The organism is Nitratireductor thuwali (genome assembly GCF_036621415.1).
Classification (GTDB): domain Bacteria; phylum Pseudomonadota; class Alphaproteobacteria; order Rhizobiales; family Rhizobiaceae; genus Chelativorans; species Chelativorans thuwali.
This window is the reverse complement of record NZ_CP030941.1, coordinates 2729829-2754215: the sequence shown is the minus strand read 5'-3', so window position 1 is coordinate 2754215 and position 24387 is coordinate 2729829. Positions and strand designations below refer to the sequence as shown.

24 protein-coding genes and 2 pseudogenes are annotated in these 24387 nt (G+C 60.6%); 14 read left to right on the top strand and 12 right to left on the bottom strand.

What is annotated here, in order from left to right; translation table 11 throughout:
- Positions 1-33: 33 nt before the first annotated feature.
- Positions 34-531 (bottom strand): ferritin-like domain-containing protein, encoded by a 498-nt coding sequence (locus tag NTH_RS13375; RefSeq protein ID WP_338530474.1) that lies wholly within the window; start codon positions 529-531, stop codon positions 34-36.
- Between the two features lie 408 nt (positions 532-939).
- Here NTH_RS13375 and NTH_RS13370 point away from each other — a divergent pair, with 408 nt between their 5' ends.
- Positions 940-1551, top strand: a complete 612-nt coding sequence (locus NTH_RS13370) for a plasmid pRiA4b ORF-3 family protein (protein ID WP_338530473.1) — start codon at positions 940-942, stop codon at positions 1549-1551.
- Positions 1552-1555: 4 nt separating this feature from the next.
- Here NTH_RS13370 and NTH_RS13365 read toward each other — a convergent pair whose 3' ends face one another.
- The 6 genes from NTH_RS13365 to NTH_RS13340 all read right to left on the bottom strand — a co-directional run bounded on the left by NTH_RS13365 (position 1556) and on the right by NTH_RS13340 (position 7151).
- Entirely contained in the window at positions 1556-1786 is a 231-nt protein-coding gene (locus NTH_RS13365; RefSeq protein ID WP_338530472.1) for a DUF6429 family protein, read from the bottom strand.
- 225 nt (positions 1787-2011) lie between these two features.
- On the bottom strand, positions 2012-3364 hold the full coding sequence (locus NTH_RS13360) for a D-tagatose-bisphosphate aldolase, class II, non-catalytic subunit (RefSeq protein WP_338530471.1): 1353 nt from the start codon (positions 3362-3364) through the stop codon (positions 2012-2014).
- A complete protein-coding gene (locus NTH_RS13355; RefSeq protein ID WP_338530470.1) occupies positions 3361-4308 on the bottom strand; it encodes a tagatose kinase in 948 nt (315 codons plus the stop codon). Before NTH_RS13355 ends, NTH_RS13360 begins: the two co-directional genes overlap by 4 nt.
- Before the next feature lie 124 nt (positions 4309-4432).
- Complete coding sequence (locus NTH_RS13350; protein WP_338530469.1) at positions 4433-5173, bottom strand: ATP-binding cassette domain-containing protein; 741 nt, start codon at positions 5171-5173, stop codon at positions 4433-4435.
- Entirely contained in the window at positions 5170-6168 is a 999-nt protein-coding gene (locus NTH_RS13345) for an ABC transporter permease (RefSeq protein WP_338530468.1), read from the bottom strand. Before NTH_RS13345 ends, NTH_RS13350 begins: the two co-directional genes overlap by 4 nt.
- A gap of 11 nt (positions 6169-6179) precedes the next feature.
- Positions 6180-7151, bottom strand: coding sequence for an ABC transporter substrate-binding protein (locus NTH_RS13340; protein WP_338530467.1), 972 nt, complete (start codon positions 7149-7151; stop codon positions 6180-6182).
- A gap of 162 nt (positions 7152-7313) precedes the next feature.
- Here NTH_RS13340 and NTH_RS13335 point away from each other — a divergent pair, with 162 nt between their 5' ends.
- The 9 genes from NTH_RS13335 (at position 7314) to istB (ending at position 16215) form a co-directional block, all read left to right on the top strand.
- A complete protein-coding gene (locus tag NTH_RS13335) occupies positions 7314-8249 on the top strand; it encodes a sugar-binding transcriptional regulator (RefSeq protein ID WP_338530466.1) in 936 nt (311 codons plus the stop codon).
- A 141-nt stretch (positions 8250-8390) separates the two neighbouring features.
- Positions 8391-9296 carry a tagatose-bisphosphate aldolase gene (locus NTH_RS13330; RefSeq protein WP_338530465.1) on the top strand — a complete coding sequence of 302 codons (906 nt, stop codon included), beginning with the start codon at positions 8391-8393 and terminating at the stop codon, positions 9294-9296.
- On the top strand, positions 9280-10185 hold the full coding sequence (locus NTH_RS13325) for an ROK family protein (RefSeq protein ID WP_338530464.1): 906 nt from the start codon (positions 9280-9282) through the stop codon (positions 10183-10185). The genes NTH_RS13330 and NTH_RS13325 overlap by 17 nt, the downstream gene beginning before the upstream one ends.
- Positions 10182-10760, top strand: a complete 579-nt coding sequence (locus NTH_RS13320) for an AAA family ATPase (protein ID WP_338530463.1) — start codon at positions 10182-10184, stop codon at positions 10758-10760. Before NTH_RS13325 ends, NTH_RS13320 begins: the two co-directional genes overlap by 4 nt.
- On the top strand, positions 10761-11489 hold the full coding sequence (locus NTH_RS13315) for an SDR family oxidoreductase (protein WP_338530462.1): 729 nt from the start codon (positions 10761-10763) through the stop codon (positions 11487-11489).
- A gap of 20 nt (positions 11490-11509) precedes the next feature.
- Positions 11510-12982: a mannitol dehydrogenase family protein gene (locus NTH_RS13310; RefSeq protein ID WP_338530461.1), complete on the top strand. Its 1473-nt coding sequence runs from the start codon at positions 11510-11512 to the stop codon at positions 12980-12982.
- A gap of 116 nt (positions 12983-13098) precedes the next feature.
- On the top strand, positions 13099-13641 hold the full coding sequence (locus NTH_RS13305) for a CAP domain-containing protein (RefSeq protein WP_338530460.1): 543 nt from the start codon (positions 13099-13101) through the stop codon (positions 13639-13641).
- A 340-nt stretch (positions 13642-13981) separates the two neighbouring features.
- On the top strand, positions 13982-15481 hold the full coding sequence (gene istA / locus NTH_RS13300; RefSeq protein WP_338528863.1) for an IS21 family transposase: 1500 nt from the start codon (positions 13982-13984) through the stop codon (positions 15479-15481).
- Positions 15478-16215: an IS21-like element helper ATPase IstB gene (gene istB, locus NTH_RS13295; RefSeq protein ID WP_422392347.1), complete on the top strand. Its 738-nt coding sequence runs from the start codon at positions 15478-15480 to the stop codon at positions 16213-16215. The genes istA and istB overlap by 4 nt, the downstream gene beginning before the upstream one ends.
- 195 nt (positions 16216-16410) lie before the next feature.
- Here istB and NTH_RS13290 read toward each other — a convergent pair whose 3' ends face one another.
- The gene (locus NTH_RS13290) at positions 16411-18690 is read right to left on the bottom strand and encodes a sensor domain-containing protein (protein ID WP_338530459.1); all 2280 of its coding nucleotides are present in this window, start codon (positions 18688-18690) and stop codon (positions 16411-16413) included.
- 336 nt (positions 18691-19026) lie between these two features.
- Here NTH_RS13290 and NTH_RS13285 point away from each other — a divergent pair, with 336 nt between their 5' ends.
- From NTH_RS13285 to NTH_RS13270, 4 genes and pseudogenes are all read left to right on the top strand, one after another.
- Positions 19027-20355 (top strand): DUF2254 domain-containing protein, encoded by a 1329-nt coding sequence (locus NTH_RS13285; protein ID WP_338530458.1) that lies wholly within the window; start codon positions 19027-19029, stop codon positions 20353-20355.
- A gap of 204 nt (positions 20356-20559) precedes the next feature.
- Positions 20560-20883: an NIPSNAP family protein gene (locus NTH_RS13280; protein WP_338530457.1), complete on the top strand. Its 324-nt coding sequence runs from the start codon at positions 20560-20562 to the stop codon at positions 20881-20883.
- Positions 20880-21251, top strand: coding sequence for an antibiotic biosynthesis monooxygenase family protein (locus tag NTH_RS13275; RefSeq protein WP_338530456.1), 372 nt, complete (start codon positions 20880-20882; stop codon positions 21249-21251). The genes NTH_RS13280 and NTH_RS13275 overlap by 4 nt, the downstream gene beginning before the upstream one ends.
- A gap of 160 nt (positions 21252-21411) precedes the next feature.
- Positions 21412-21865 (top strand): annotated as a pseudogene (locus tag NTH_RS13270) (integrase); the annotation flags it as partial.
- 49 nt (positions 21866-21914) lie between these two features.
- Here the strand turns inward: NTH_RS13270 and NTH_RS13265 are convergent.
- The 4 genes and pseudogenes from NTH_RS13265 to NTH_RS13250 form a co-directional block, all read right to left on the bottom strand.
- Positions 21915-22328: a type II toxin-antitoxin system VapC family toxin gene (locus NTH_RS13265; protein WP_338530455.1), complete on the bottom strand. Its 414-nt coding sequence runs from the start codon at positions 22326-22328 to the stop codon at positions 21915-21917.
- Complete coding sequence (locus tag NTH_RS13260) at positions 22325-22573, bottom strand: plasmid stabilization protein (protein WP_338530454.1); 249 nt, start codon at positions 22571-22573, stop codon at positions 22325-22327. The genes NTH_RS13265 and NTH_RS13260 overlap by 4 nt, the downstream gene beginning before the upstream one ends.
- A 279-nt stretch (positions 22574-22852) precedes the next feature.
- A pseudogene (gene repC, locus NTH_RS13255) lies at positions 22853-23208 on the bottom strand (replication initiation protein RepC); the annotation flags it as partial.
- 24 nt (positions 23209-23232) lie between these two features.
- Positions 23233-24306 (bottom strand): response regulator, encoded by a 1074-nt coding sequence (locus NTH_RS13250; RefSeq protein ID WP_338530453.1) that lies wholly within the window; start codon positions 24304-24306, stop codon positions 23233-23235.
- Positions 24307-24387 lie beyond the last annotated feature (81 nt).

The window sequence follows — 24387 nt, the reverse complement described above, 5'->3', positions numbered from 1 at the left end:
GCCGAAGTTGCGGGGTTCTCCGTTTATGAAACCTTATGCTGCCTTGGCATGTTGATTTGCGGCCGTCTCGGCCAACTTCGACAGATTCTCGTCGGTCTGAGATTCCTCCTGCAACGTCTCGTCCAGGAGCTTGGCCGCGTCCTTCATTCCGAGCGTCTGTGCCCAGCGCTTGAGTGTTCCGTAGCGGGTGATCTCATAGTGCTCGACCGCCTGTGCCGAAGCGATCAGGCCGGCATCGAGCGCCGGCGCTCCCTTGAACTCCTCGAGGATCTCCTCGCCCTCCGATATGATGCCCTCGATCGCGTCGCACGTCTTTCCCTGCGCACGCTTGCCAAGAATCTCGAACACCTTCTGAAGGCGCTCGACATGACCTTCCGTCTGATCCTTGTGCTTTTCAAAAGCAACTTTCAATTGGTCCGACTGGGCACCTCTCGCCATTTTGGGCAAGGCCTTCAGTATCTTTCGTTCCGCGTAGTAGATATCCTTCAGCGCATCGTAATAAAGGTCGTCCAGCCTCTTTTCCTTCGCCATTTTCCGTCTCCTGGCTGCGCCCGCCTGCGGCCCCGACTACCAATCTCGACAACCGACGCTTGTTCCCTTGTGCCGGGACTGTCACCTGCACCTCTGCGAGATGTCTCCGGTGGGTCCGTAGCGGCCGCCGCAGGCGCCGCCGCTCGTCGTTTCTGTGAAGCGGCGAACTGATCAAACAGGCGGCGGCCGCCGGAAGGCGGTGCAGGGATGGACCAGACGCAGCCAATGGATGCGGTTCCGCAGCAGCCGGCGGAGCCGGCGCAGTAGCGGCCGGCCGCGCATCGTCGCAACGAGAAGGGGCTTCAGCGCTTCCATCATCAGATTCTTGGGTACTTGTGAGCAATTGTCCTGGCCACGGCCCCCGAATTTCGGCCATAAATCAGTGTACCTAAGCGAACGCGTGGCGGCATGACGGCATCGACAGCAATTGCTCGCATCAAGATCGTCCTTGACGACGTCGAACCGGCCGTCATGCGGCGGCTCGAAGTTCCACTGAAACTGCGGTTGGACCGCCTGCATATCGTCATCCAGCATGCCGTTGGCTGGACCGACAGTCACCTTTACGAGTTTCGCATCCGCGACATCGGCTTCGGCATACCTGATCCCGACTGGGGCTTCGACGGTCCGCTTGACGCACGCAAGACGACGCTCCTCGATGCCATCGAAGACACGGGCGCCAAGTCGTTCCGCTACATCTACGACTTCGGTGACGGATGGGAGCACTCAATCAGAATCGAGCGCATCGGAACTGCAGTTCCAGGTCTCGTTTATCCGCGACTGATCGACGCCGCCGGCCGCTGCCCACCGGAGGATGTCGGCGGTCCGTGGGGATATCAGGAGTTCCTCGAGGCGATGACGGATCCCGACCACGAGCGCCGCCGGGAGACGGTGGAATGGTGGGGCGAAGAAACCTTCGATCCGACTGCTGTCGATAGCGCTGCGATCGAAGAGGCACTTACGAAGCTCGGCCGACGCTGGACGCGCAGGCCCAGGACAATGTCTCGCGGCAAAGCCGAATAGCCGCCTATCTCGGCCGCGTGAACAGCTCCCGAAACAGTTCCTCCGACCGCTGCAAGCCCTCGTCCGTCAGGACCAACGACTTTGCCTTGTTCACCGGATCGGCAATCAGTCCCTTCTCATGAAGACGGTCGGTGACATTCCAATCGAAGCTCTTCCACGCGCACCGCTCGTTATGCAGCGTCAGCCGCAACAGCGCCAGAACCGCGTCGTCGATCTTATCGGTGTCGATCTCCATGCCCGCAGCTTAGCACAAATGATCCCCACCTGCGCATAGCTCGTACCTCCAGGCGTTTGAGCCAATTTCGCGGAAAAGGGAGGATGCTTATGTTTGAACTTCCTCATTCTTGCGCTTGGGTGCCAAGCGAAACTTATCTCCGACATGGAGCAGGATCGGCGGCGGCGTGATCATTCATTGTACAAGAGCCCGCTGCGTCTTCGTTTCCAACTTCTTTGACCACAATCAGGATTGGGGCTTCTGTAGCGAGAACGGCACTGCGCGCATCCTCGACGGAGCGGCTCCCGCCTCGCGATGGACCCCGAAAGATGCCGCAATATAATCCTGCACCACCAATTCGATAGAAGCCAGAACGAGCGCTCGCGAATGTCGCGAAATCTCGCCAGCTCGGACGGCCGGGAACAGGTGGCCCAGATACTGGCCGATCAGCGGCTCCGGAATGTCCCGCTCGTTCAAAAGATCGAAGAGCTGCGCGACGGCCGCCTCGGCTTCTGCATTCGGCCAATAGTACCGAATGCGGTCGCTGTAGGAGAAATGCCGCAGACGCCGCCGCGCCTCCGCATCGCCCTCATAGTACTTGCCCCAATGCGACGGATCAGCCAGCATGACCGTTTCCATAACCTGGCGAAGCGTCCGGTCCCTGCCCTCCGGCACAAGTTCTGTCGCAATAGCATCGAGACCGTAAAGCGCCTCGCGCAGCGCAAAGGTGAGGCCAGGGCCGACCTTGAGGATTGCAAAACCGTCGTAAACCAAAGCGGACAGGTTTTTGCGGGTCTGGTAGTCGGTGGAGTGTGCCTCGAATACAAGACCGGGCAGATCGGCCAGAGCGGCGCTCAGCTCGCGTGCAGCAGCGGGATCATAGTCGGCCACATTGTGATTGCCGAACTCGACACCTGGCTGAACGACCAGACCGACAACCCGCGCGAAGGCATCATCCAGCCCCGCCTCCACAAAGACCTTTTTGTGGGCAGATACCGTTTCGGTCGCAGCGGCGGCTGTTGTCACCTCCAGAACGCCCAACTCCTCCATCGCGCCGCCGGGGATCGGCACCTCTGTGCCGATAACATAGACGGGCGCGGGCGTGTCGCCGCCTGGCAGAGCCTCCTCCGCCGCTGCCGCCAGCCGGGCCGCCCTACGTGATGTCGTGACGTTGTCGAGGGATGCCGGCTCCCCCGCGCAGCCCATCGAGCAATCGAGGTGCAGCTTTGTGAAGCCAGCGGCAGCATAGGCGCGAACCATAGCATCGGCCTTGTCCATCGCCTGCGCCGCCGGCAGCGACTTCCATGGGTTTGGACCCAGGTGATCACCACCCAGGATGACCCGTTCGACCGGAAAACCCGCCATCTGCGCAATTGTCTCGACACGGGCACGGAAGTCAGCAGGGGTCATGCCCGTGTAGCCGCCATCCTGATTGACCTGGTTGCAGGTTGCTTCAATCAAAAGAGGCAGATCTGCCGGAAGTGTCGCACGCATCGCCGCTTCCAGCACCAGCGGATGGGCGCTGCAGACCGACGGCAGGCCCGAGGGTCCCGGCCTTGCGCGCCAGTGAGCGATGTCGGAAAGGGGATGCGCGCTCATCGCCGGGCCTCCGCGTCTTCCAGAAACCTTTCGAGTTCGGCTCGGGTGGAAGCCCCTTCCATCGGCCCGATCTCGGTAACGGCTCGCGCCCCGGCGGCATTTGCATAGCGCAGCGCAGTTTCGGGAGGCTCGCCTGCCAGTCGCAGCGCTACAAAGGTTCCACCAAAGCAATCGCCGGCCCCGGTGGGATCACGCTCCTCAACCGTATGGGCTGTCACGTCGAGATGTGCGCCGGGGGCGAAGTAGGTCGCGCCCTTGTCACCCCTTTTTATCACGATCTCGCCAATCCCTCGGGACAACAATTCGTGTACTGCCCCCTCTTCGTCGGCCGCTTCCGTGAAGTGGAATAGCTCGTTGCCCGAAGGCAGAAAGATGTCCGTGCGGTCGATCAGGCCCATAAGCTTTTCCTGAAGGCTCGGCTTGTTCAGCATCTCAGCGCGGATATTTGGATCGAAGCTCAGCGTGCCGCCCCGCGCTTTCACCCGGTCGACGGCTTGAAGCGCGATCCCGGCCATACCCGGGACTGACAGGGCAGTTCCCATGATGTGGATATGCCCGCAGCTACCCATCAAGGCTTCGCCCGCTTCAGTCAAAGCCAGGGTCGCAGTGGCGCTTCCATCCAGCGTATAGACGAAAGAGCGCGCTCCATCGGGCCGGTAGCGGACGAATGCGCAGCCAGTCGCCTCGCCCGCAGCCACATCTACTCCGGAAACGTCGACTCCATCTGCCGCCAGCCGCGCGATGTTGAGATGGCCGAAATCGTCTTCGCCCACACGACCAATGATCGCTGCCTCGAACCCCAGGCGGCCGATCTGATCAACGAAGATCGCTGGTGCGCCGGAAGGATATGGGCCCGTCAGCGGTTGAACTTCCCGAAACCCGTCACCCTTGGTGGCAGCGATTATCTCGACGAGTATTTCTCCGACTGTCAAAATCTTGGTCATGAGAGCGTTGGCCTATTCAGCATGTCACGGCACGTTTCAATCAACAGTGGAATATGCCTTCAAAGGCTCCCGCGCCTTGAGGACCGAAGGCGCGAGCGCGTGCGCCCTCAAGCGGGAGGAGGCCTCATAACGTGGCGCCCATCATCATCCGGACGATTTCTTCGTCATTCGTCTCCGATGGACGGCGTTCTCCGGCAACGACGCCGCGGGCCAGCACGATGATGCGATCAGCGGCGGCAAAGATGTCCGGCAGGTTGTGCGAGATCAAGATGATTCCCACGCCCTTCGACTTCATCCGCTCGATCAGCGCCATAACCTCGCGCTGCTCGGGCACGCCGAGCGCCGCCGTCGGTTCGTCCATGATGACAAGCTTTGCCTGCCAATGGATCGCGCGTGCGATGGCGATTGCCTGCCGCTGTCCGCCTGACATTTCGCGAACCGGCGCCGTCGGGTCCGGTACGACGATGCCGAGACTCTGAAGCACGTTGACCGCATCGCGCCGCATCTCTTCGCGCGCCAGGAACGGGAGTCCTAAAATCCGCCTGGTCTTTTCCCGCCCGAGATATAGGTTCAATCCGGGATCGAGATTATCCGCCAAGGCCAGGTCCTGATAGATTGTCTCGATTCCGGCGGTTCGAATAGCTTCGGCCGACTTTCCGGTAAGCCTTCCCCCGTCGAAGTGCACCTCGCCTTCGGTCGGCGTGTAGACGCCCGAGATCATCTTGATGACCGTGGACTTCCCGGCACCGTTGTCGCCGGCAAGCACGACACATTCGCCTTCATTGACGTCGAAGGTGACGTCCTTGACCGCTTCGTTGCCTCCGAACCGCTTCTTCAACCCTTTTGCGCTGAGGAGTGGCGTCATGAACTCACCCCCGTCAGCCGATCTCTGGACTGATCGACAACCACGGCGACAATGATGACCAGCCCAACGGCGACGAATTGCCAGTAGGGCGGCAGGCCTGAGAAGACGAGGCCGAACTGAATCACCGCGATGATGATCGCGCCAATCACCGTGCCGACCACCGTACCCTGCCCTCCGGTCAGGGACGCGCCGCCAATAAACACGGCCGCGACGGCATAAAGCAGGATTGGCTCACCTGCATTGGCGGCACCGGCCGAGAATCGGCCCGTGTAGATCAGCCCGCCTATGCCGGCGGTCAGCGCCGAAAGGACGAAGAGAATGACCAGATGCTTCTTGACGTCCACCCCGGCCCGTTCGACCGATGCTCTGTTTGCGCCGAGAGCATAGGTATGCACGCCGAACTTCGTGTGGGTCAGCAAATAGCTAAAAACAATCGCCACGGCGGCCGCTATCAGTACCGGGATCGGAAAGCCCAGGATTATGCCGTTACCGATCTCGCGCGCCTCATCGCTGCGGATCGACACGGTTGCACCACCCGCCACGATCAACGCGACGCCGCGGGCGATACCGTAGGTGCCGAGAGTGCCGATGAAACTCGGCACGTTGATGAAAGCGACAAGCCAGCCGTTGATGAGCCCCACCACGATTGCAGCCAAGAGCCCGACACCAAGCGCAAGGATCACAATCAACCAGCCGCCCTCCGGCCCAAAGAAGCGAATGACCAGCGCCATGACGACCGCAGAGAACCCGGTAGTGAACGCGATGGAAAGATCGATATGCCCCGCCACGATCACCAGCGTCAGGCCTAGCGCGAGAAGCAGGATCTGCGACGCGGCGACGGCAATCGATTGAAGCGTGTAGACACGGAAAAGGAACGTGTTGCCCGTTTCCATCTGCGCATAGAGTTCGAAGAAGCCGAGGATGAGGATCAGGAACAGCCACGACCATGCGTTGAGTAGGGACTTCAAAAATGAAGTCCCATTATTCTCCGACATCGAGTTCGGCCTCATTCGGAATAGATGAACTTGGCGATGTCCTCGTCGTTCACATTGTCGGCGTCGATGACGGTGAACCCGGTCCCGATGGACGTCGGCACCGACTGGCCTGTCAGAACGGCATAGGCGGTAACAACGCCATAATAGCCGATCTCCGCCGGATGCTGTGCGATTGCCGCATCGACCACGCCGGACGAGATATTGTCCACAATGCTCTTAGGTGCGTCGAATGCGATAACCGTCACGTCTTCGGATTTCTGCGCGCCTTCAACGCCGTTACCTGCCCCGAGTGCCGAGAACAAGTTCGCACCGAACACACCCGCGATGTCGGGATTGCGGGCCAAAACGGCTTGGAACTGTGATGCCGCCAGCGATGCGTCGTTCTCATTGTACTGTGTCTCGAGCACTTCCACGTCAGGGTAGTTCTCGGCCATTTCGGCCTTGAAACCTTCCTCCCGCTGGTCGGTTGTTGAGATGCCCGGACGCACGTTGGAGACGTAGACCTTGCCTTCTCCGCCGATCTGTTCGGCCATGAAGCGAGCCGCCATCCGACCGCCGGCAATGTTGTCCGACGCGATGTAGGAGATCGGAAAGTCACCGTCTCCCGCACCATCCTGGTAATTTCCATCGCCGATAAAGGTATCAACGGTGATCACCGGAATGCCGGCATCGTGGGCACGACGCAGCGGCTCGATCATCTGCACGCTGTCAGTCGGCGCAATAAGGATCGCATCGGGTTGGCGGGCGATGACCGCATCGAGAACCGGCGTTTGCAGAACAGGATCGAATTCTTCCGCACCTTGGAAGTCGACCGTGATGCCAAGTGCTTCAGCCGCCGCCTGCGCGCCGCGGTTCATGGTGATGTAGAAGGCATCCGTCGTCAGGCCCGGAACAAGTGTGATCGTTATATCTTCCTGGGCCTGCGCCATGCCGGTCACGCCAAGCGCGGCAGCAAACACGGTCGATCTGATGAGATTTAGCATAAAGATTCCTCCCTTTGGAACCGGCTCCTCCGAACCGGAATACCGATGGCGGGGAAATATCACCCGCCGCGAACCAAACAGGTTCGACGAATTTGATATTGCCCAACCGCGAGTTATGACGCAAGAATTTAGTTCCAGAAATTTATTTCACGGAGAACTGCAATGACCAGACGCCCCAAGGGCGCTCGGCTTTTGAACCGCAGCCTGATGCACACTGCTGCAAGGCTACATTACCTGGAGGGCGCATCGCAATTGGAGGTTTCGCGCCGTATGCAGGTGTCGACCGCAACAGTGTCCCGGCTTCTGGCACAAGCTCGGGACGACGGAATTGTGCGGATTCATGTCGTTGATCTGGATGAGGCGGACGAGATCGGCGACCAGCTTTGTGCCGCATTGAAGCTGCGTGCGGTCCGGGTCGTTGAAAGCGACAAGGTCGCCCTGCTGGCGTCCAGCGTCGGCGCTCTGTTAAGCGATGCGGAGTTGCCGGTGGGATCGGTCGTCGCTATCGGATGGGGACGCACAGTTCAGAGCGTTATCGCCGCCGGGCTTCCCAGGATACCGGATGTCATCGTGGTGCCGGCCATGGGAGGAATACATGAAACTGCCTCGCATTTTCAGATCAATGAGTTCGTGCGCACCGCCGCCGAGCAGATGAAGGGTGACGCCTGCTTTCTTCATGCCCCCTCCCTGGCCTCTGCGGAACTGCGTTCAGTGCTGAAGAAGGACCCCGACACCGCGCGAGTGCTGAAGTATTGGACAAGAGTCGACGCGGCGATTTTGGGTATCGGCGACTTTCAGCGAGCTAACAGCAATCGCGGCGCCAGCTTCGAGAGCGACGACGCACATCGAGTGGCAGGCGACGTGGTACGACACTATTTCGACGAGAACGGACATGAAATCAGGTGGCCGGGCCAGGATAATCTCATGGCGATCAGCCGCGATCAGTTGCGACGGATCCCTCTGAGCATCGGCGTGGCCACCGGAAAGGAAAAGGTCCGCGCCATCCTCGGCGCAGCACGGTCCGGCATGATCAACGCACTCGTGACCGACACTCGAGTGGCTCGCCTGATGCTGGACCATCTGGAAAGCAACGCCTAGGAGGAGATCGAAAACCGCGCGACACCAACATTTATGTGTAATATATTTCTGTAAATTATTGTTGAATGAAAATGCGGAGGACGTTATCTCCCTCGATATCAGCCAATGGCATGCCAGGACTCTGAAACGAGGATCATCCGCATGAGCACCAAAATGACGACTTCGGAACTTCGCGGCTACCAGCAGATTTGCGGCGACAACGGGCTGATGATGGTTGTTGCCTGCGATCAACGCGGAGGCATGCGCAAAGTTTTGGCCGATACGCCCGAGGCACAGGCCAATATCGACGAGGCCGCCCTGGGCGTGGTCAAGGCCGGCATCGTCCGCCACCTCGCGAACAAGGCATCCTGCGTACTTCTCGACGCGGTATGTGCCGTGCCGAAGGTCGTCGATGAGGCCGTTCTTGCCCGTGACACCGGGCTTCTGATCGGCCTCGACGCTTCGGGTTGGGATACTGACGCGAACGGCTATCGAATCTCCAAGCTGGTGCCGGGCGTCGACGCACGCCGCGTGCGCGAACTGGGGGGAACCGGCGCCAAACTGATGGTGTATCTGCGCCCTGATCGCCCCGATGCCAACGAAGTCAACATTCAGATCATTCGCGAATGCATCGCGGATTTTGCACGCGAAGATGTGCTGTTGGTGGTCGAGATCCTGACCTATCAGCTTGATGACGAGACGGACGCGGACTACGCAAAGGTCTTCCCGGATCTCATCGTCGATTGCGCCCGCATCTCGCTGGAGCTGGGATCCAAGGTTCTCAAACTGCCTTACCCTGGCACCGCCGAAGCATGCCGCCGGATCACTGAGCTTTGCAACGGCGTACCCTGGGCGGTACTGTCGGCGGGCGTCGCCCACGAGACCTTTATCGAACAGGTGAAGATTGCCATGGATCATGGAGCATCGGGTGTGATCGCAGGCCGTGCTTTGTGGAAGGACTGCATCTCGCTCGACGCGAAGACGCATGAGACCCGTCTTGAACAGATCGCAAGCGATCGGCTTCGCCAAATCCAGAAAGTTCTGGACGAGCATGCCGTCCGGGGCTGAAACGGCCATCGGTGTGGATGTGGGGGGAACCCGCATCCGCGTTGCCCGGATAAGTCCGGCAGGCAAGCTGCTAGAGCGCGTGATCGAGCCTGTCAGACAGGACCGGGAGGGTTTTGCGGATCAGTTGCTGCGCCTGGTCGACGGCCTGCGAACCGATAGTGGCACCGCGGTGGGTATCGGCATTCCGGGCAGGGTGGACGGCAACTCGGGCGAGATTAGATCCGCAGGCTATCTCGACATCGCAGGAATGGATATAGCCGGTCTGATCGCGCACAGAACCGGCCTGCCATCCCGGATCGAGAACGATGCAACCATGGCGTTGATCGCTGAAGGATGGGCACGCCCCGAAGGCGCGCTGGGGCTGATCTTCATGATAACCGTGGGCACCGGGATCGGCGGCGCGGCACTAGAGGACGGCGCACCGTGGTATGGGGGCGGCTTTTCGGGACAGTTTGGACATGTCGTCGTCGCCAAGGATGGGCCTGTGTGCAATTGCGGGCGGACCGGCTGTGTCGAAACATTCAGTTCAGGCACGGCGCTTGGCCGCCTGATCGCGGAGACCGGTCTGCCTGTCGAAACCCGCGCGGAGGATCTTTTCCTGCATGCTGGGTCCGGGGATCGCTCGGCGTCAACCGTCCTCGACCGGTGGGCTGCACCGCTACAGCGAGCGATTGAATCCCTTGTTGCCGTGGCAGATCCGCGCCTTGTTATCATCGGCGGCGGGCTTGGATCCGAGATGACACGTGCGCTTGGACGGTTGCCCCGGCGGAGCAAATGGTTCGAGATGCCTGTCGAGGCGGCTTTGCTTGGCGACGACGCTGGTGTCATAGGAGCGGGCCTTTGCGCTTTTAAAGCGGTGCGCGACGCGCAACCGGGACCAGCGGCATGAGGCAGGCGATCATCGTCAACGGCGTGCCAGCAAGCGGCAAATCAACCGTTAGCGCGCGATTGACTCAGGCACTTCACGACGCAGACATCGCCGCGGTGCCCTTAAGCCTCGATACGGTCAAGGAAGGACTCTTCGTTCATGCGGGAACGGGCGACCGTGAGCATAATCGGATACTGGGCCGGGCGAGCTATCAAGCCATTTTCGATACGATAGCCGCTTTTCCCGACAGGCTGGTGCCGGTAATCGACGCTTGGCATGGGTTCCAACCCGAAAGCGTCCTGCGCGATCACATCGCGCGCGCGCGGATCGAACGGGTGATCGAACTCTGGTGCCGGGTGAGTCCAGAAACGGCCGCCGCGCGTTATCGTGCCCGGACTGCAGGCCGGCACGCAGGGCATCCGCCCGCATCCTACGCCGACGAACTGTTCGAACTCACCAAACATGCAAAGCCATTTGCCATCGGTTCGGTCGTGGAGATCGACACGGAAAAGCCCTTCGATCTGCAGGTGATTGGCAAGGTGTGCGAGCTGTTGAGCCCGGCCACACAGAAACTTCTGCCTAGAGGAGGAACATAAATGGCATCGTACGACAAAGGCCCCATTTTATTGACGGGCGCCACGGGCGGCATCGGCGCGGCAACTGTCAGACATTTGGTCGCCAAGGGCGCCGATGTAATCGCCAGCGGCCGCGATGAAACGAAGCTAAAGGCGCTTGCCGACGAGACCGGCTGCCGAACGGTAGCGTTCGATCTGACGTCCGAGGACAATGTGCGGGGCGCCATAGGCGATCTTGATTTGTGGGGCGTGGTCAATTGCGGCGGCTTCGGCGGCGAGATCGCAACGCCGATGGAGACCGATATAGACGTGTTCGACAAGGTGATTTCGGTCAACACCCGAGGCGCTCTGCTGGTCACCAAATACGCCTCACGCACAATGATCCGGCTTGGCAGGGGCGGCGCGATCGTCAACGTGTCCAGTCAGGCCTCTCTGGTCGCGTTGAAAGGCCATATTTCCTATGGCTCGTCCAAGGCGGCACTGGATAACATCACCCGCGTTTCCGCACTGGAACTCGGGCCTCATGGAATCCGGGTCAACGGCGTGCATCCCACGGTGGTCATGACCGAAATGTCGGCATTCTACTGGGGGCGCCCCGAGATCGGCGTACCGTTCCTGAACCAGATGCCCCTCGGCCGCTGGGCGACGGAAGAAGAGATAGCGGCGCCTATCGCATTCCTGCTGAGTGACGGCGCCTCGATGATCTCCGGCGTGTCATTGCCTATCGACGGCGGTTTCACCGCCTGTTGAGCCTGTGAGAGGAACAGGGGATGGCTCTTCGCATCAGTGCCGGCACGCTCGCAAACCTGCCCAATGACGTCGCCGCGCCCAAATATGATCGTGCGGCTCTCTCACCAGGCATCCTCCATGTCGGTGTTGGCAACTTTCATCGCGCGCATATGAGCGTCTACCTGGATCGTCTCTTCGCGACCGGCGGAAGCCACGACTGGGCGATCGTTGGGGCGGGCATTCGCGACAGCGATGCCGTCATGCGTGACAGTCTTGCATCGCAGGACTGGCTGACCTCGGTGGTGGAACTTGACCCCGAAGGACCGACAGCCAGTGTAACCGGAGCGATGATCGACTTTCTGCCCATCGATCCCGACGCGATCGTCGCCGGAATGGCCGATCCCCGTATCCGTATCATTTCCCTCACGGTGACCGAAGGCGGTTACTTTCTGGACGCGGAAGGGCAGTTCGACCGTGATCGTCCCGAGATCCGGGCAGACGCCCGAACATTGGACCAGCCGAGTACGGTGTTCGGAATGATCCTGAAGGCACTGCGCCTGCGCAGGGCGGCAGGACATCCGCCCTTCACCGTGCTTTCCTGCGACAATCTGCCGGGCAACGGCGCTGCCGCTCGTCGGGCGGTCACTGGGCTTGCCCGGATGACAGACCCGGCCTTGGCCGATTGGGTCGCCGAGGCAGTCGCCTTCCCCAACTCCATGGTCGATTGCATCACCTCGGCAACGACGCAACGCGAGCGCGATCTTGTCCGGGAAAGGTTTGGAATCGAAGACTCCGCACCTGTCGTATGCGAGCCGTTTCGGCAATGGGTGATCGAGGACCGTTTTTCGGCAGGCAGACCGCCATTGGAGCAGGTCGGGGTGGAGTTTACCGGCGATATCGCCCGGTATGAGCTGATGAAGCTAAGGATCCTGAATGCCTCTCATGCCTGCATTGCCTACGCTGCTGCTCTTCTGGGGTATCGCTTCATCCATGATGCAGTAGCGGATCCGGACATTCTCGGCTGGCTGCAGGTCCTGCAAAAGCGCGAGATGATACCGACTCTGCCGCCGCTCGATGAGGTGGATTATCACCATTATCTGGAAGCCGTTGTGACCCGCTTCTCCAACCCTGGGGTCGGCGACACGATCGCGCGTAACGCGGCCGATGGTTCGGAACGGCAGCCCAAGTTCATCTTGCCTGCATTGCGAGACGCGCTCGCGACAGGCAAGGAAATGTCGGGCTTTGCGCTCGAAATTGCCCTGTGGGCGAGATATCTTCGCGGGGTTGACGAAGCGGGAGGCCAGATCGTGATCCATGACCCACTGGCAGAAGACCTGCGCCGCCGCGCGAACGAACTGGATTCCGATCCGTTGGTGTTTCTGCGAAATGTCCGTGTTTTCGGAGATCTGGCCGAGAACCCGCGCTTCGCCGAGAGGTTCAGCCATTGGACCCGGCGGCTGGACGAGGCGGGCGTCCGCGAGACGCTCCAGGTGTATGCCGTACCATCGGTTTGAGCTATCAGCAGAATCCAGAAGAGCTTCTCGTCGTTCGCGTCTTCAACCTGCGCCCAGCCAACTACGTGCCGCTCATTCTGGCTGGACAGGCCACAATTACGTGATACCAGACTCCCGTGAATCAGCTGCACACAGTTTCGGGGCGTGGGCGAGGAGTGGCTTTGCTGCTGCTCCTTCTTCTCCTGTTCGCTGCCTGCGCCGCGCCTCGGCAAAGACCATTGGAAACGGTCGATAATCTTGAAGGATTGCGGCAAAGGGCCCTCGTTCTCGTCAATGCGGAGCGAGCACGTGAAGGTCTTCCAGGCTTGCGCCTCGCCGAACCGCTCAATGCGGCGGCGCAAGCTCACGCCGAGGATATGGCGCGGCGTGATTATTACGCACACCGTTCGCACGATGGACAGGATGTGGCCGACCGCTATCGGGCAGCGGGCGGCGGCCTTTGGGAGATCATTGCGGAGAACATATCCAGTTGCATTGCTTGCCGGACCGCCAGTGAGCAAATCGTCGAGTTCCATGCCGGCTGGCTGCGGAGCCCAGGCCACCGCCGCAATATCCTGGATCCGCGCGTCAGAAGCTTCGGGTTCGGCATCGCATCCGCCGAAGGCAGGCTCTACGCGGTGCAAACCTTCGTCGGCGAACGCGCCGAGATACGGCCGTAGGTAGTCTTCGTACTGCTCGTGACGCCGTGATGTGTTTAGCTTTTCTTGGATCAGTTCGAGCTACCTTCATCGGCGCCCATACGGCGCTCCATGAACTGCCGCTACTCCTTTTCGATGTCGGTCAGTTGCCGCCGCTTTGTTGTGGCCTGCTGATCAGGGTCGATATGGATGAACTGAAAATCCTCCATATTCGAGACCGCCAAGTCAGAGGATGCGACCAGCCTGTGATTTTTCATGGAATAGGGACCCCGTTTGAGGGGTAATTTTTATCCAAAAGGGACCCCTGAGACACAGGGGCATCAGACTGCCTCCGATTGTCATCGGAGGCATTTGTTTTTGGATGTTGGTTGTGGAAACGATCGCGAAGATACGCCGTGCCTATTTTGTCCATGGGAAGCCCATCAAGGCGATTTGCCGCGAGTTGAATGTCTCGCGCAAAGTGGTGCGCAAGGTAGTGCGCTCGGAGGCGACGGAGTTTCGCTACGAGCGCAAACATCAGCCGATGCCAAGCATGGGTGCCTGGCGGGATGAGCTGGAGCGGCTGTTGTCGGCCAATGCGGCGAAGCCATCGCGTGAGCAGCTGACCCTGATGCGGGTTTTTGAAGAGCTTCGGGGCCTCGGCTATGAGGGCAGCTACAGTTCGGTCTGGCGGCATGCGCAGGCCTGGAAAGAGAAGCGCGGCAGCACCTCCGTCGCCGCCTATGTGCCGCTGAGCTTTGCACCGGGCGAGGCCTACCAGTTCGACTGGAGCCACGAGATCGTGGTGCTGGGCGGTGCGACGACCACGGTGAAGGTTGCGCATGTGCGGCTGTGCCACAGTCGGATGCTGTTCGTGCGGGCCTATCCGCGCGAGACGCAGGAGATGGTGTTCGATGCCCATGACCGGGCGTTTGCCTTCTTCCGGGGCACCTGCACGCGCGGCATCTACGATAACATGAAGACGGCGGTGGAGACCGTCTTCGTCGGCAAGGACCGCCAGTTCAACCGCCGCTTCCTGCAGATGTGCAGCCACTATCTTGTCGAGCCGGTCGCCTGCACGCCGGCCTCGGGCTGGGAGAAGGGCCAGGTTGAGAACCAGGTCGGGCTGGTGCGCCGGCGCTTCTTCACACCGCGGTTGCGCTTCAGGAACTATGAGGAGTTGAACGCCTGGCTGCTCGACCAGTGCGTCGTCTTTGCCAAGGCGCATCGCCATTCCGAGCGGCCCGAGCAGACGGTCTGGGAAGCCTTCGAGGCTGAACGGGCAAGCCTGGTGCCCTATGCCGGCCACTTCGATGGATTCCACGCCGTGCCGGCCTCGGTGTCGAAGACCTGCCTGGTGCGCTTCGACAACAACAAATACTCCGTCATGGCCAGCGCGCTCGGCCGGCCGGTGGAGATCCAGGCCTATGCCGACCGGATCGTGATCCGCCAGGATGGGGTGATCGTCGGCGAGCATCGCCGCGCCTTTGGCCGCGGCAAGACCGTCTACGACCCTTGGCACTATGTGCCGGTTCTGGCCCGCAAGCCGGGCGCGCTGCGCAACGGCGCGCCCTTCAAGGACTGGATGCTGCCCAGCAGCCTGGAGCGGATACGCCGCAAGCTTGCCCGTTCTGACGACGGAGACCGGCAGATGGTGAGCATTCTGTCGGCCGTGCTGAGCGACGGCATGCCGGCGGTGGAAGCCGCCTGCGCAGAAGCGTTGCGTGAGGGTGCCTGCTCGGCCGATGTCATCCTCAACATCCTGGCGCGTCGACGCGAGACGGCGCGGCCACCGACTATGGCCACGCCGGCCGGCCTCAAGCTTCACCATGAACCCACGGCAGATTGCAGCCGATACGATCAATTGAGGAGAGCCGTATGATGGACCGCACCGACATTCTCGCCACCATGGGATCGCTGAAGCTCTTCGGCATGAAGGCGGCCTATGACGAGATCATTCGAACCGCCGTGAAGCGCCAACACGAGCCGCAGCGCATCATCGCCGACCTGCTCAATGCAGAGATATCCGAGAAGAAGGCGCGCTCGATCAAATACCAGATGACGATCGCCAAGCTGCCGCTGGCCAAGGAGATCGAGGACTTCGTCTTCGACGGCACACCGATCAACGAGACGCTGGTGCGTGATCTGGCCGGCGGCAACTTCCTCGCCCATCAGCGCAACGCCGTCCTCGTCGGCGGCACCGGAACCGGCAAGACCCATCTCGCCGTCGCCATCGCCCGCGCCTGCATCCGTGACGGCGCGCGCGGCCGCTTCTTCAACGTCGTCGACCTCGTCAACCAGCTCGAGGCCGAGGCCCGGGCCGGGCGCCAGGGGCGGCTCAACGATCGGCTGTGTCGCCTGGACTTCGTCATTCTCGATGAACTTGGCTATCTGCCTTTCGCTCAGGCCGGCGGGCAGCTCCTGTTCCACCTCATCAGCCGGCTCTATGAGCAGACATCGGTGATCGTCACCACCAATCTCACCTTTGGCGAATGGCCGACTGTCTTCGGCGACGCCAAGATGACCACGGCACTGCTCGATCGGCTCACCCATCACTGCGACATCATCGAGACCGGCAACGACAGCTGGCGCTTCAAGAACCGCTCTCAAAGCTAAAGCCGAAAGGCCAATCAGGCGCACTCGACCGGGCTGCGCAAACTCGACCAGCTCCACCCGGTCGAGCGCTCACATCGTGCCCGTCAAAGGGGTCCCTTTTGGACGAAAAAACGGGGTCCCGTTTCCGCGATCATTGACAACCAGCCGGTATCGAGCACATGAAGAATGCCGCTGATCGACCGCCGATCGTCATCGTCATGCCCGGTTCAGCTTGTTGGCACTTCCACCCTGTGCCATGGCCGTCGCTTCGCCGGCGGGAATCGCCTTGCCGAAATAAAACCCTTGCCCGTATTCGCCGCCGCGCTTGATGATCTCCTGCATTTCCTGCCAGTGCTCGATCCCCTCGGCGATGACCGGCAGCCCAAGGCTTTTTGCGAGGTCGATCACCGAGCCAACGATCTTGGCACTGCCGGCGTTGCTTTGCATTGACGAAATAAACGACCGGTCAATCTTGATCTTGTCAAAATGCAGTTCACGCAGATTGTAGAGGCTGGAATACCCGGTTCCGAAGTCATCCAGCGATATTTTTATCCCGATATCCTGAAGTGCTACTAGCGCAGCGCGCGCGGCGTCGATGTCGGCAACCAAAGACGTTTCGGTGACTTCAATCTCCAACCGCTGCGGCGGAAAATCGGTCTCGGAGAGGATCGACAGCAGCTTAACCGGCAGGAGCGGGTCGGAGAAATGGAGCGGCGAAATGTTGAGGGAGATGGTGATATCGCGCGGCCAATCGCGCGCGTCCAAGCAAGCGCGCCGCAACAGGTCGTAGGTCAGGCGATCGATCAGGTTGAGCTTTTCCACGATGGGAATGAAGACATCCGGCCCCACTTCGCCGCGTGTCGCATGGTGCCAGCGGGCGAGGATCTCGAACCCTACAAGCCGGTTCTCCGCCAATAGCATGAGGGGCTGATAGTGCGGAAAGATCTCGTGCTCCAAAACCGCACGGCGCACATCCTGTTCAAGCTCTGTGCGCTCGCGCAGGGCGTTCTCCATGCTCAGCGCAAAGAAGCGATATGCGCCCCGGCCCTCTTCCTTGGCGCGATACATCGCCATGTCGGCGGTCCGCAGCAGAGTATCTGAGTTCGTCCCGTCATTCGGGCAGATCGATATGCCGATGCTGGCGCCCACTTCAACTATCTGATCGCCTATGCTGATTGGCCGCCCGATGCTGGCGATGATCCGCGTGGCGAGGGCTGATGCCGCTTCGGTCGCAAGTTCAGGAGTGTCGGATTCAACTATGATGCCGAACTCATCGCCGCCCAGACGCGCTACGACGTCGCCGGCCCTCGACAGGTCGCCAAGCCGCGTCGCAATCTCGCGCAATACGACATCGCCCGCAGCGTGACCGTTTATGTCGTTAACGGGTTTGAAGCGGTCGAGATCAACGATCATGACACAGTAGCTGACGGAGTCGCGCCTGGCGCGACTGACCGCATTTTCCAGCGTCTCCGCGAACACTCGTCGGTTCGGCAATCCCGTAAGGGCATCGTGCCGCGCCAAAGATTCGGCCAGCCGGTGTGCCGCGTCAGTTGCTTCATGCGCCTTTTCAAGCGCGGCCAAGTGTCTGCGGTAGGTTTGTTCCTTTTCTTCGGCGGCTCTGGCCTCAGCGGCTTTGAGACTGCTGATGTCCGTATCGGTTCCGATGATGCGAGCTACGCTGCCATCCGGCATCAGTTCGACAGGTTCCCCGCGGCTCAAGATCCAGATGTAGTGGCCGTCGCGATGCCGCTCTCGATACTCGAACGCGTTCTGACGAAGCTTACCGGAATTCTGTTGATCCGTCTCACCTATCAGCCGCTCGCGGTCATCGGGATGCACGCGGGCGAGCCATGCCTCCCGCGAAGGATCCACCGGCTCGTCGAGGCCGATGCCACGCATTTTCCGCCACGTGGGGGAAAAGTATGCGGTGCCGTCCTTCACGTTGTGGTCCCAGACACCCTGTCCCGCGCCCTCGAGTGCAAAATTCCATCGGCTCTCGCTTTCGGCCAGGGCCTCTTCTGCCCGTTTTTGTTCGGTGATGTCACGGCAGACGCCGACTACGCCGATGATCGTTCCCCCGGGATTGCGCAGAGGCAATTTGGAGGTCGCCAACCACTTCTTCTGTCCCGAGGCCGTGACGACGAATTCCTCTGTATCGATTATGGGTTTTCCGGACCTGATCACCGCCTGTTCGTCGGCAAAGAACTTTTCGGCAAGTTCGCGCCGGTGCAAATCGAAGTCCGTCTTGCCGATCAGATCGGCAACGGAAAGGCCAAGGTCAACCGCAACGGCCGGGTTGGCGAGGACAAAACGACCTCTGGTATCCTTTGCGAACAGGTAGTCCGGAACATGATCGATAAGCGCCCGCAGGAGATATTCCTGGGAACCCAATGAAAGATCGGGCTCCGCGGGCTTATCGGGATGTCGGCCTGCATTATCCGACGAGCAATTGCCATCCTTCGCCCGGCTCTTTTTTGTCGGGTACCTGTCAGGCATTTCCCGTCTCCAGTATTCAGCGTGCAAGATGCAGATCAGGCGGAGACGGTAACTGTGGTCCATTATCAACTGATTAAGCAGTGCGGCAGAAGGGTAGCAGAAATCGCACCGGCAACCACAATGGCATATCTCCGGATGTCGTTTACTGGTGCATGTCGCGCATTGCCTCTGGAATTGCCTACTGAGGAGGAAGGTGCTGATGGCTGACGGGCCCGCAGCGTTGAACGGCATCCTTGAGTATCGCGACGACCCGTTCCGCAGCAAGATTCAGACCTGAAAGCGCTCTGACGTCCCTCCTGTAATGGATCGCGAACGGCCTTTCGGCGTTGTGGTTGGATGGACCGCATCCGCAATTTCCTGGCTTTACTACGGGGCCAGCTTTGGCCCGTGCCTGTGCTGTTCGCCCTTGGTGCCGTGGGGCTCGCCTATGTGCTGCTCAGCTATGGCCACCAGTTCAGTCCCAACGGCCGCATCTGGTGGGTCTACAGTGGAAATGCGGGGACCGCGCGCGACCTTCTCGGCAGCCTCCTTTCCGGGCTGATGACGATGACCTCGCTTGTTGTCTCCGTTACATTCGTAATTCTGACGCTTGCGGCAAACCAGCTTGGGCCCCGCCTAATCTCCATCTTCATGGGAGACCGGCAACTCCAGTCCGTCCTGGGGCTGTTCATCGGTACGATCCTCTATGTGATCCTGGTGCTCCGGACCCTCGATGAAACCCTTGGCTCGGACGGCGTGCCTCATCTCGCTGTCACGGCGGCGAGCCTGCTAACCATCCTTTGTCTGCTGGCGCTCCTTTTCTATATTCACAAGATCGCGCGTTCGATCATCGCCGACAATGTGGTGGAAGCCGTCTCGCAGGAGTTCCGCGGGACGTTGCACGATATCCTGCCCGACCAGGACAACGACGCGAGCGCTTCCAAGCAGCCGCTTCAAGGATTGCGTTGGCCCTTGGGCATGGAAAAGGCCGGCTACGTGCAAGTGGTGGACTACGATGATTTGCTTTCGATCGCCTGTGAGGCCGATGTGCGAATCGCAGTAAAAGTCCGGGCCGGCCATTACCTGCTGCGGGAAGGCGAGCATGTCGACATTTACAGCACTGCGCCTCCCGACGAAGAGCTACGGGTGCGCATCCGGCGCGCCTTTACCATCGGAACAGAGCGCACCTCCGCCCAAGATCCCGAACATGGAATACGGCAACTGGTCGAGATCGCCACCAGGGCGCTGTCCCCTGGAACCAACGACCCGTTTACGGCGATCGCCGTCATCGAGAGGCTGGGGGCGGCCTTCGAGGAGATTTTTGCGCGTCACGTCCAACCACATGTGATCAAGGATAGCGACGGTGAAACGCGCATTATCGCTGACCGCAGCGATGTCGCCGGCCTGCTTGCGGCCGCTTTCCATCCGATAAGACAAGCTGGTAGGACCCATCCTGCGATCCTGATCCGCATAGCGGAGATCGTGGGCGACCTGGCCGCCACCACCACGGCGGCTTCTCAGCGCGAGGCCCTTTCGGGTCAGCTCACCCGGCTTGCCGAGACCGCACTGCTTGAAAATACCACGCGGCATGACCGCCAAGACATCATGGCAAGCATCAAGCAGGCCGAGAATGCGCTTTTGAATGGGCCATGGCGAGATCAAAGCGAGGAAGCCCATCGGCACTGACCAACGTCCGAGCTTTCTTCCGGACGGTGCCATCCGCCTCTTCCAGGCGGAACACTCCTGGTTCCTGTGCCAGCCCACGGGCTTCAGCGCCTTTCGATCGTCGGAGGCCAGCATGTCGTGCCTTCGTTCATGGTTCGATAGCTATCGAAGCATTTGCTTCACTCAATCGAATATCCCCTGCATCAGAGCCAGAGGAGTATGCCCATGCTGACCTGCGTGATCCGTTACCAGATCGACCCGACGAAGAAAGATGCCTTCATCCAGTATGCCCGGAACTGGGGGCAGGCAATCCCCCGCTGCGGCGCCGACCTGATCGGGTACTTCGCCCCGCATGAGGGGTCGAGCACGCTGGCCTACGGCATCTACAACGTTGCGAGCCTGGCGGAATACGAGGCCTATCGCACCCGACTTGCGGCCGACCCGCTGGGGCGGGAAAACTACGAATTTGCACAGGCCAAGAAGTTCCTGCTGCGCGAGGACAGAACATTCGTGAAGCTGGCCTCCGCGCCCCACGGAGGCTCGAAATGATCGCGGTTATCTTCGAAGTAGCACCCAAGGACGGCAGGAGCGGCCAGTACTTCGACATTGCAGCGCGGCTGCGTGCCATGCTCGAGCAGACCGAGGGGTTCATTTCCGTTGAGCGATTCCAAAGCCTGTCGGATCCGCGGAAGTTTCTCTCGCTGTCCTTCTTTACGGATGAGGACGCCGTGCTTCGCTGGCGCAATACCGCCGAGCACCGCTCCGCCCAGGAGCATGGGCGAGACGGCGTCTTCGCCGACTACCGGCTGCGGGTGGCACATGTGATCCGCGATTATGGTTTGAGCGACCGAGCCGAAGCGCCGGCGGATTCCCTCCGCCATCATGACAGCCGCAGGATCGAAAGCGCGTCCGACTGACATATGGACATGCCTATCGCTGCCGGCGTGATTGGAAGGACCTACCACGGATCTTATTCAGCGACCATTAGAGCCCAATCCAGTGGCGCGAGCTTCGCTCCGCCTTCATTCCACCGACAGAGACAGAACACTTTCTCGCTACCCCAGTTCGAGGGCGGACGGTTGGGTGGAGATTGTCGACAAGGGGATGCTCGTCACCTGCGCGGCGAGACCTGGCGCGAGGTCGAGATCGGCCGCGGCTCCTCCGACGCCGCCTGCCCGGTCATGGCACTCGAGACTCGACCTCTACTCGGCCGCATCGTGCACGGGCCGCTGTCCCGCAGGGTGGCCGGGCAAGGCAAAAAGCTCGGCGCCCAGCTGCCCAATCGCCAGGAGGTCGCACGCCTGGTCAAGCGGCCCGCCCTGACGGCTGGCGTGAGCGGCGATTTTTCGGAAGGCGATCGGGAAAGGCTGTTTGCCGGCCATTCGCTGCGTGCAGGCTCGCCTCATCGGTCGAGGTCGACAAGGGCTATGTGCAGAAACAGCTTGGGCGTTCGTCCGCGGAAATGACCCGAAAATACCAGCGCCGCCGTGACCGGTTTGGGGTCAATCTCACCAAGGTGTGCGGGCAATAGGGATAAAAAGCCCTCTCCTCACCAAAGCGATTACGGCACTGGAAGAGCGTCAAAAGTCCCATGGAGATGCGAGATCGAGCCCTGTCGTCTCAAAGTCAGCCAGATTGCGCGTTGCCAGGCGGCCACCATTTACGCGGGCGATCGCTGCAATCATGCCGTCGGGCGCTGACATTCCGCGTCCCTGACGAGCGGCACTGCCCATGATTTCCCCGTAGGCAAGTGCGGCTTCCTCGGTCAGACCAAATATCCGATCAGCAAAACGACGCCGCCAATCTTGCAATCCCTGTTCCAGCCGATCAGCGCGCTGATCGGGCCTTATCTTCTGAATGCCGAAGGCGATCTCGGCGATCGTCACAGTCGGCAACGCCAGTTCAGCATCGTGGCGAACCAGCCAAGCGATGACGGCAGCCTCGGGCGACTTTCTCAGCGTCTCTGAAATCACATTGGTGTCGAGAAAAATCAAAGCTCAGGCCCCGTATGGACCTGTCGATCATCCCGGATCACTGCCTCGAGGTCGATATCGGTGCCGAAGGCCTTGGCAATGCGGGTATAGAAGGTCGAAGCCGGCTCGCGGCCAGCTTCGCGCACTTCATAGGCTTCAAGGGCCCGCTCGACGATATCGGCAATGGATCTATTTTCGCGACGAGAGAGCCGGTGGGCTAAGTCGCGGGCCTTGGCGCTGCGAACGGAAAGCTGAGGTTCGGCCATGGCCGCATCTCCTTCTTGGAGCAAACTTTGGCAAATTTTGAGCAAATATAGCAATGCGCTGTGATGCCATCAAGATGCCACGTGCTGGCTTGATGGCAAATCGATTGATGGGCTACAGTGTCCTCAGTGTCTGGATCTTTCCTCCGATACGGTCCTCAGGGGATCCAGTTGCGCTATCAATCCTCCCACAAGACGGGCTCCACCTGGTGGCGCCTAGATGTGTTGGTCGCCGGAGAAACGGAAAGCACTATCGGATCCAGTATGTCTGGACCTGACATATTCGAGCTTTGCCCGGAGCAGCGCCATGACCATCGGCCAAGTCGAGAATTTTCCTTCCCTCGCCCTGTCGGTCAGCTGTGCAGGTAGCCGCCAGCGTTGTTGATCTGGTCCGCCCGCTGGTAAATCGCCGCGAGTGTGATTGCCGCGTGCTGCTCTTCGACAGTTTTGCAGGCTTCGCACCAGGCGCTGGGGCTGATCCCCAGCATCGCCCGCGCCAGCTCCGCCGTGGTCAGATAATCGCGCCATTGCCCTGCGCAAATTCCTGCAGTCTCGCGCAAACGTCCAGTACGATGCCCAAAGGCAATTCCCGCTTCGGCAGGCTCTTTGTCGGTTTCCGCCACCGTGCCGACCGCTTCATACGCAGCGGCTACCAGACCAAGCTACCTCACTGCCGCGAGCGCATTCATGATAAGCGCGACCAGATCTACCTGACGGTGGGTTCCTGTCTTCTCGAACAGGTTGCGCAGGTGAAATGCCACTGTTGTCTGGCTGATCTTCAGATCGCGCGCCACGTCGGCACTTCGCTGCCCGCTGACCAAGCCGTGCGCCACATGCGCTTCCGCAGGCGTCAGCCCGAACAGCGATTCAAGCAGGTGCTCAGGCGGCTCCGGCCGCCGCTTGGAATCCGAAATGAAAATGGCGGCTATCGGCGCGCGCCCGTCCCCGCCTTCGCGACGGCACAATGCGCAGATCACGAGCATGATTTCGCCGGCGCCGTCGAGGCGGGGCACGGCCAGCCCGCGCATGATGTCTCTGCCCTGCTCGCTCGCCTCGACGACCTCCGCGACATGCGCGTGGAGCTGACGCGTCAAATCCGGCGTAGTCACGCTAACACGCCTGTCAAAGGAAAGGCCGTCCGTTCCCTCGCCCAGCGTCCGCGCGAAGGCGTTGGCGAAGACGACATCACCCCGCCGGTCGACCAGAACGACGCCGAAACCGAGTATATCGAGCACCTGGGTTGTCATTCCGATGGCCGGCGCATCCGAACGGCCGGCGAGAACTGAAAAGGCCTTCCTGACGGACTCCTCATCCTGCCGATGCAGCGCGCATATGCGTCGTGTCTGCGCGATGCGCGCTTCTATGCTCGCGAGCATGAGGTCGAAGTCTATTGGTTTTACGAGATAATCGTCTGCGCCCGCGCGCTTTCCCGATATCACCGCCTCACGTTCGTCGAGCGCGGTGAGGAATACGAACGGCACATCATCGAGGTCGGCACGGTGCGCCCGTACCGTTTTGAGCAGATCATAACCGTTCATTCCGGGCATGGTGATGTCGCACAGGATCAGGTCCGGCCGAACCTTCCCCAGCGTCTTCAGCGCGCTTCTGCCGTCGTCCGCGCCGATAGCATCGTGACCGGAAGCGCGCAGCTCGTCGATAATGTCGGCGCGCAGATCCGGCTCGTCTTCGACGCACAGGATCAGCGCTCTTTCACGCTCGGCTGTTCGTGCCTTCATTCCCGTATTCCCCGCTCCAGCCAGGCTGTATTGTGGCAGAGGAGACCGCCGACCGCAAAGGGCCCGATCTCCCCTGCGTTT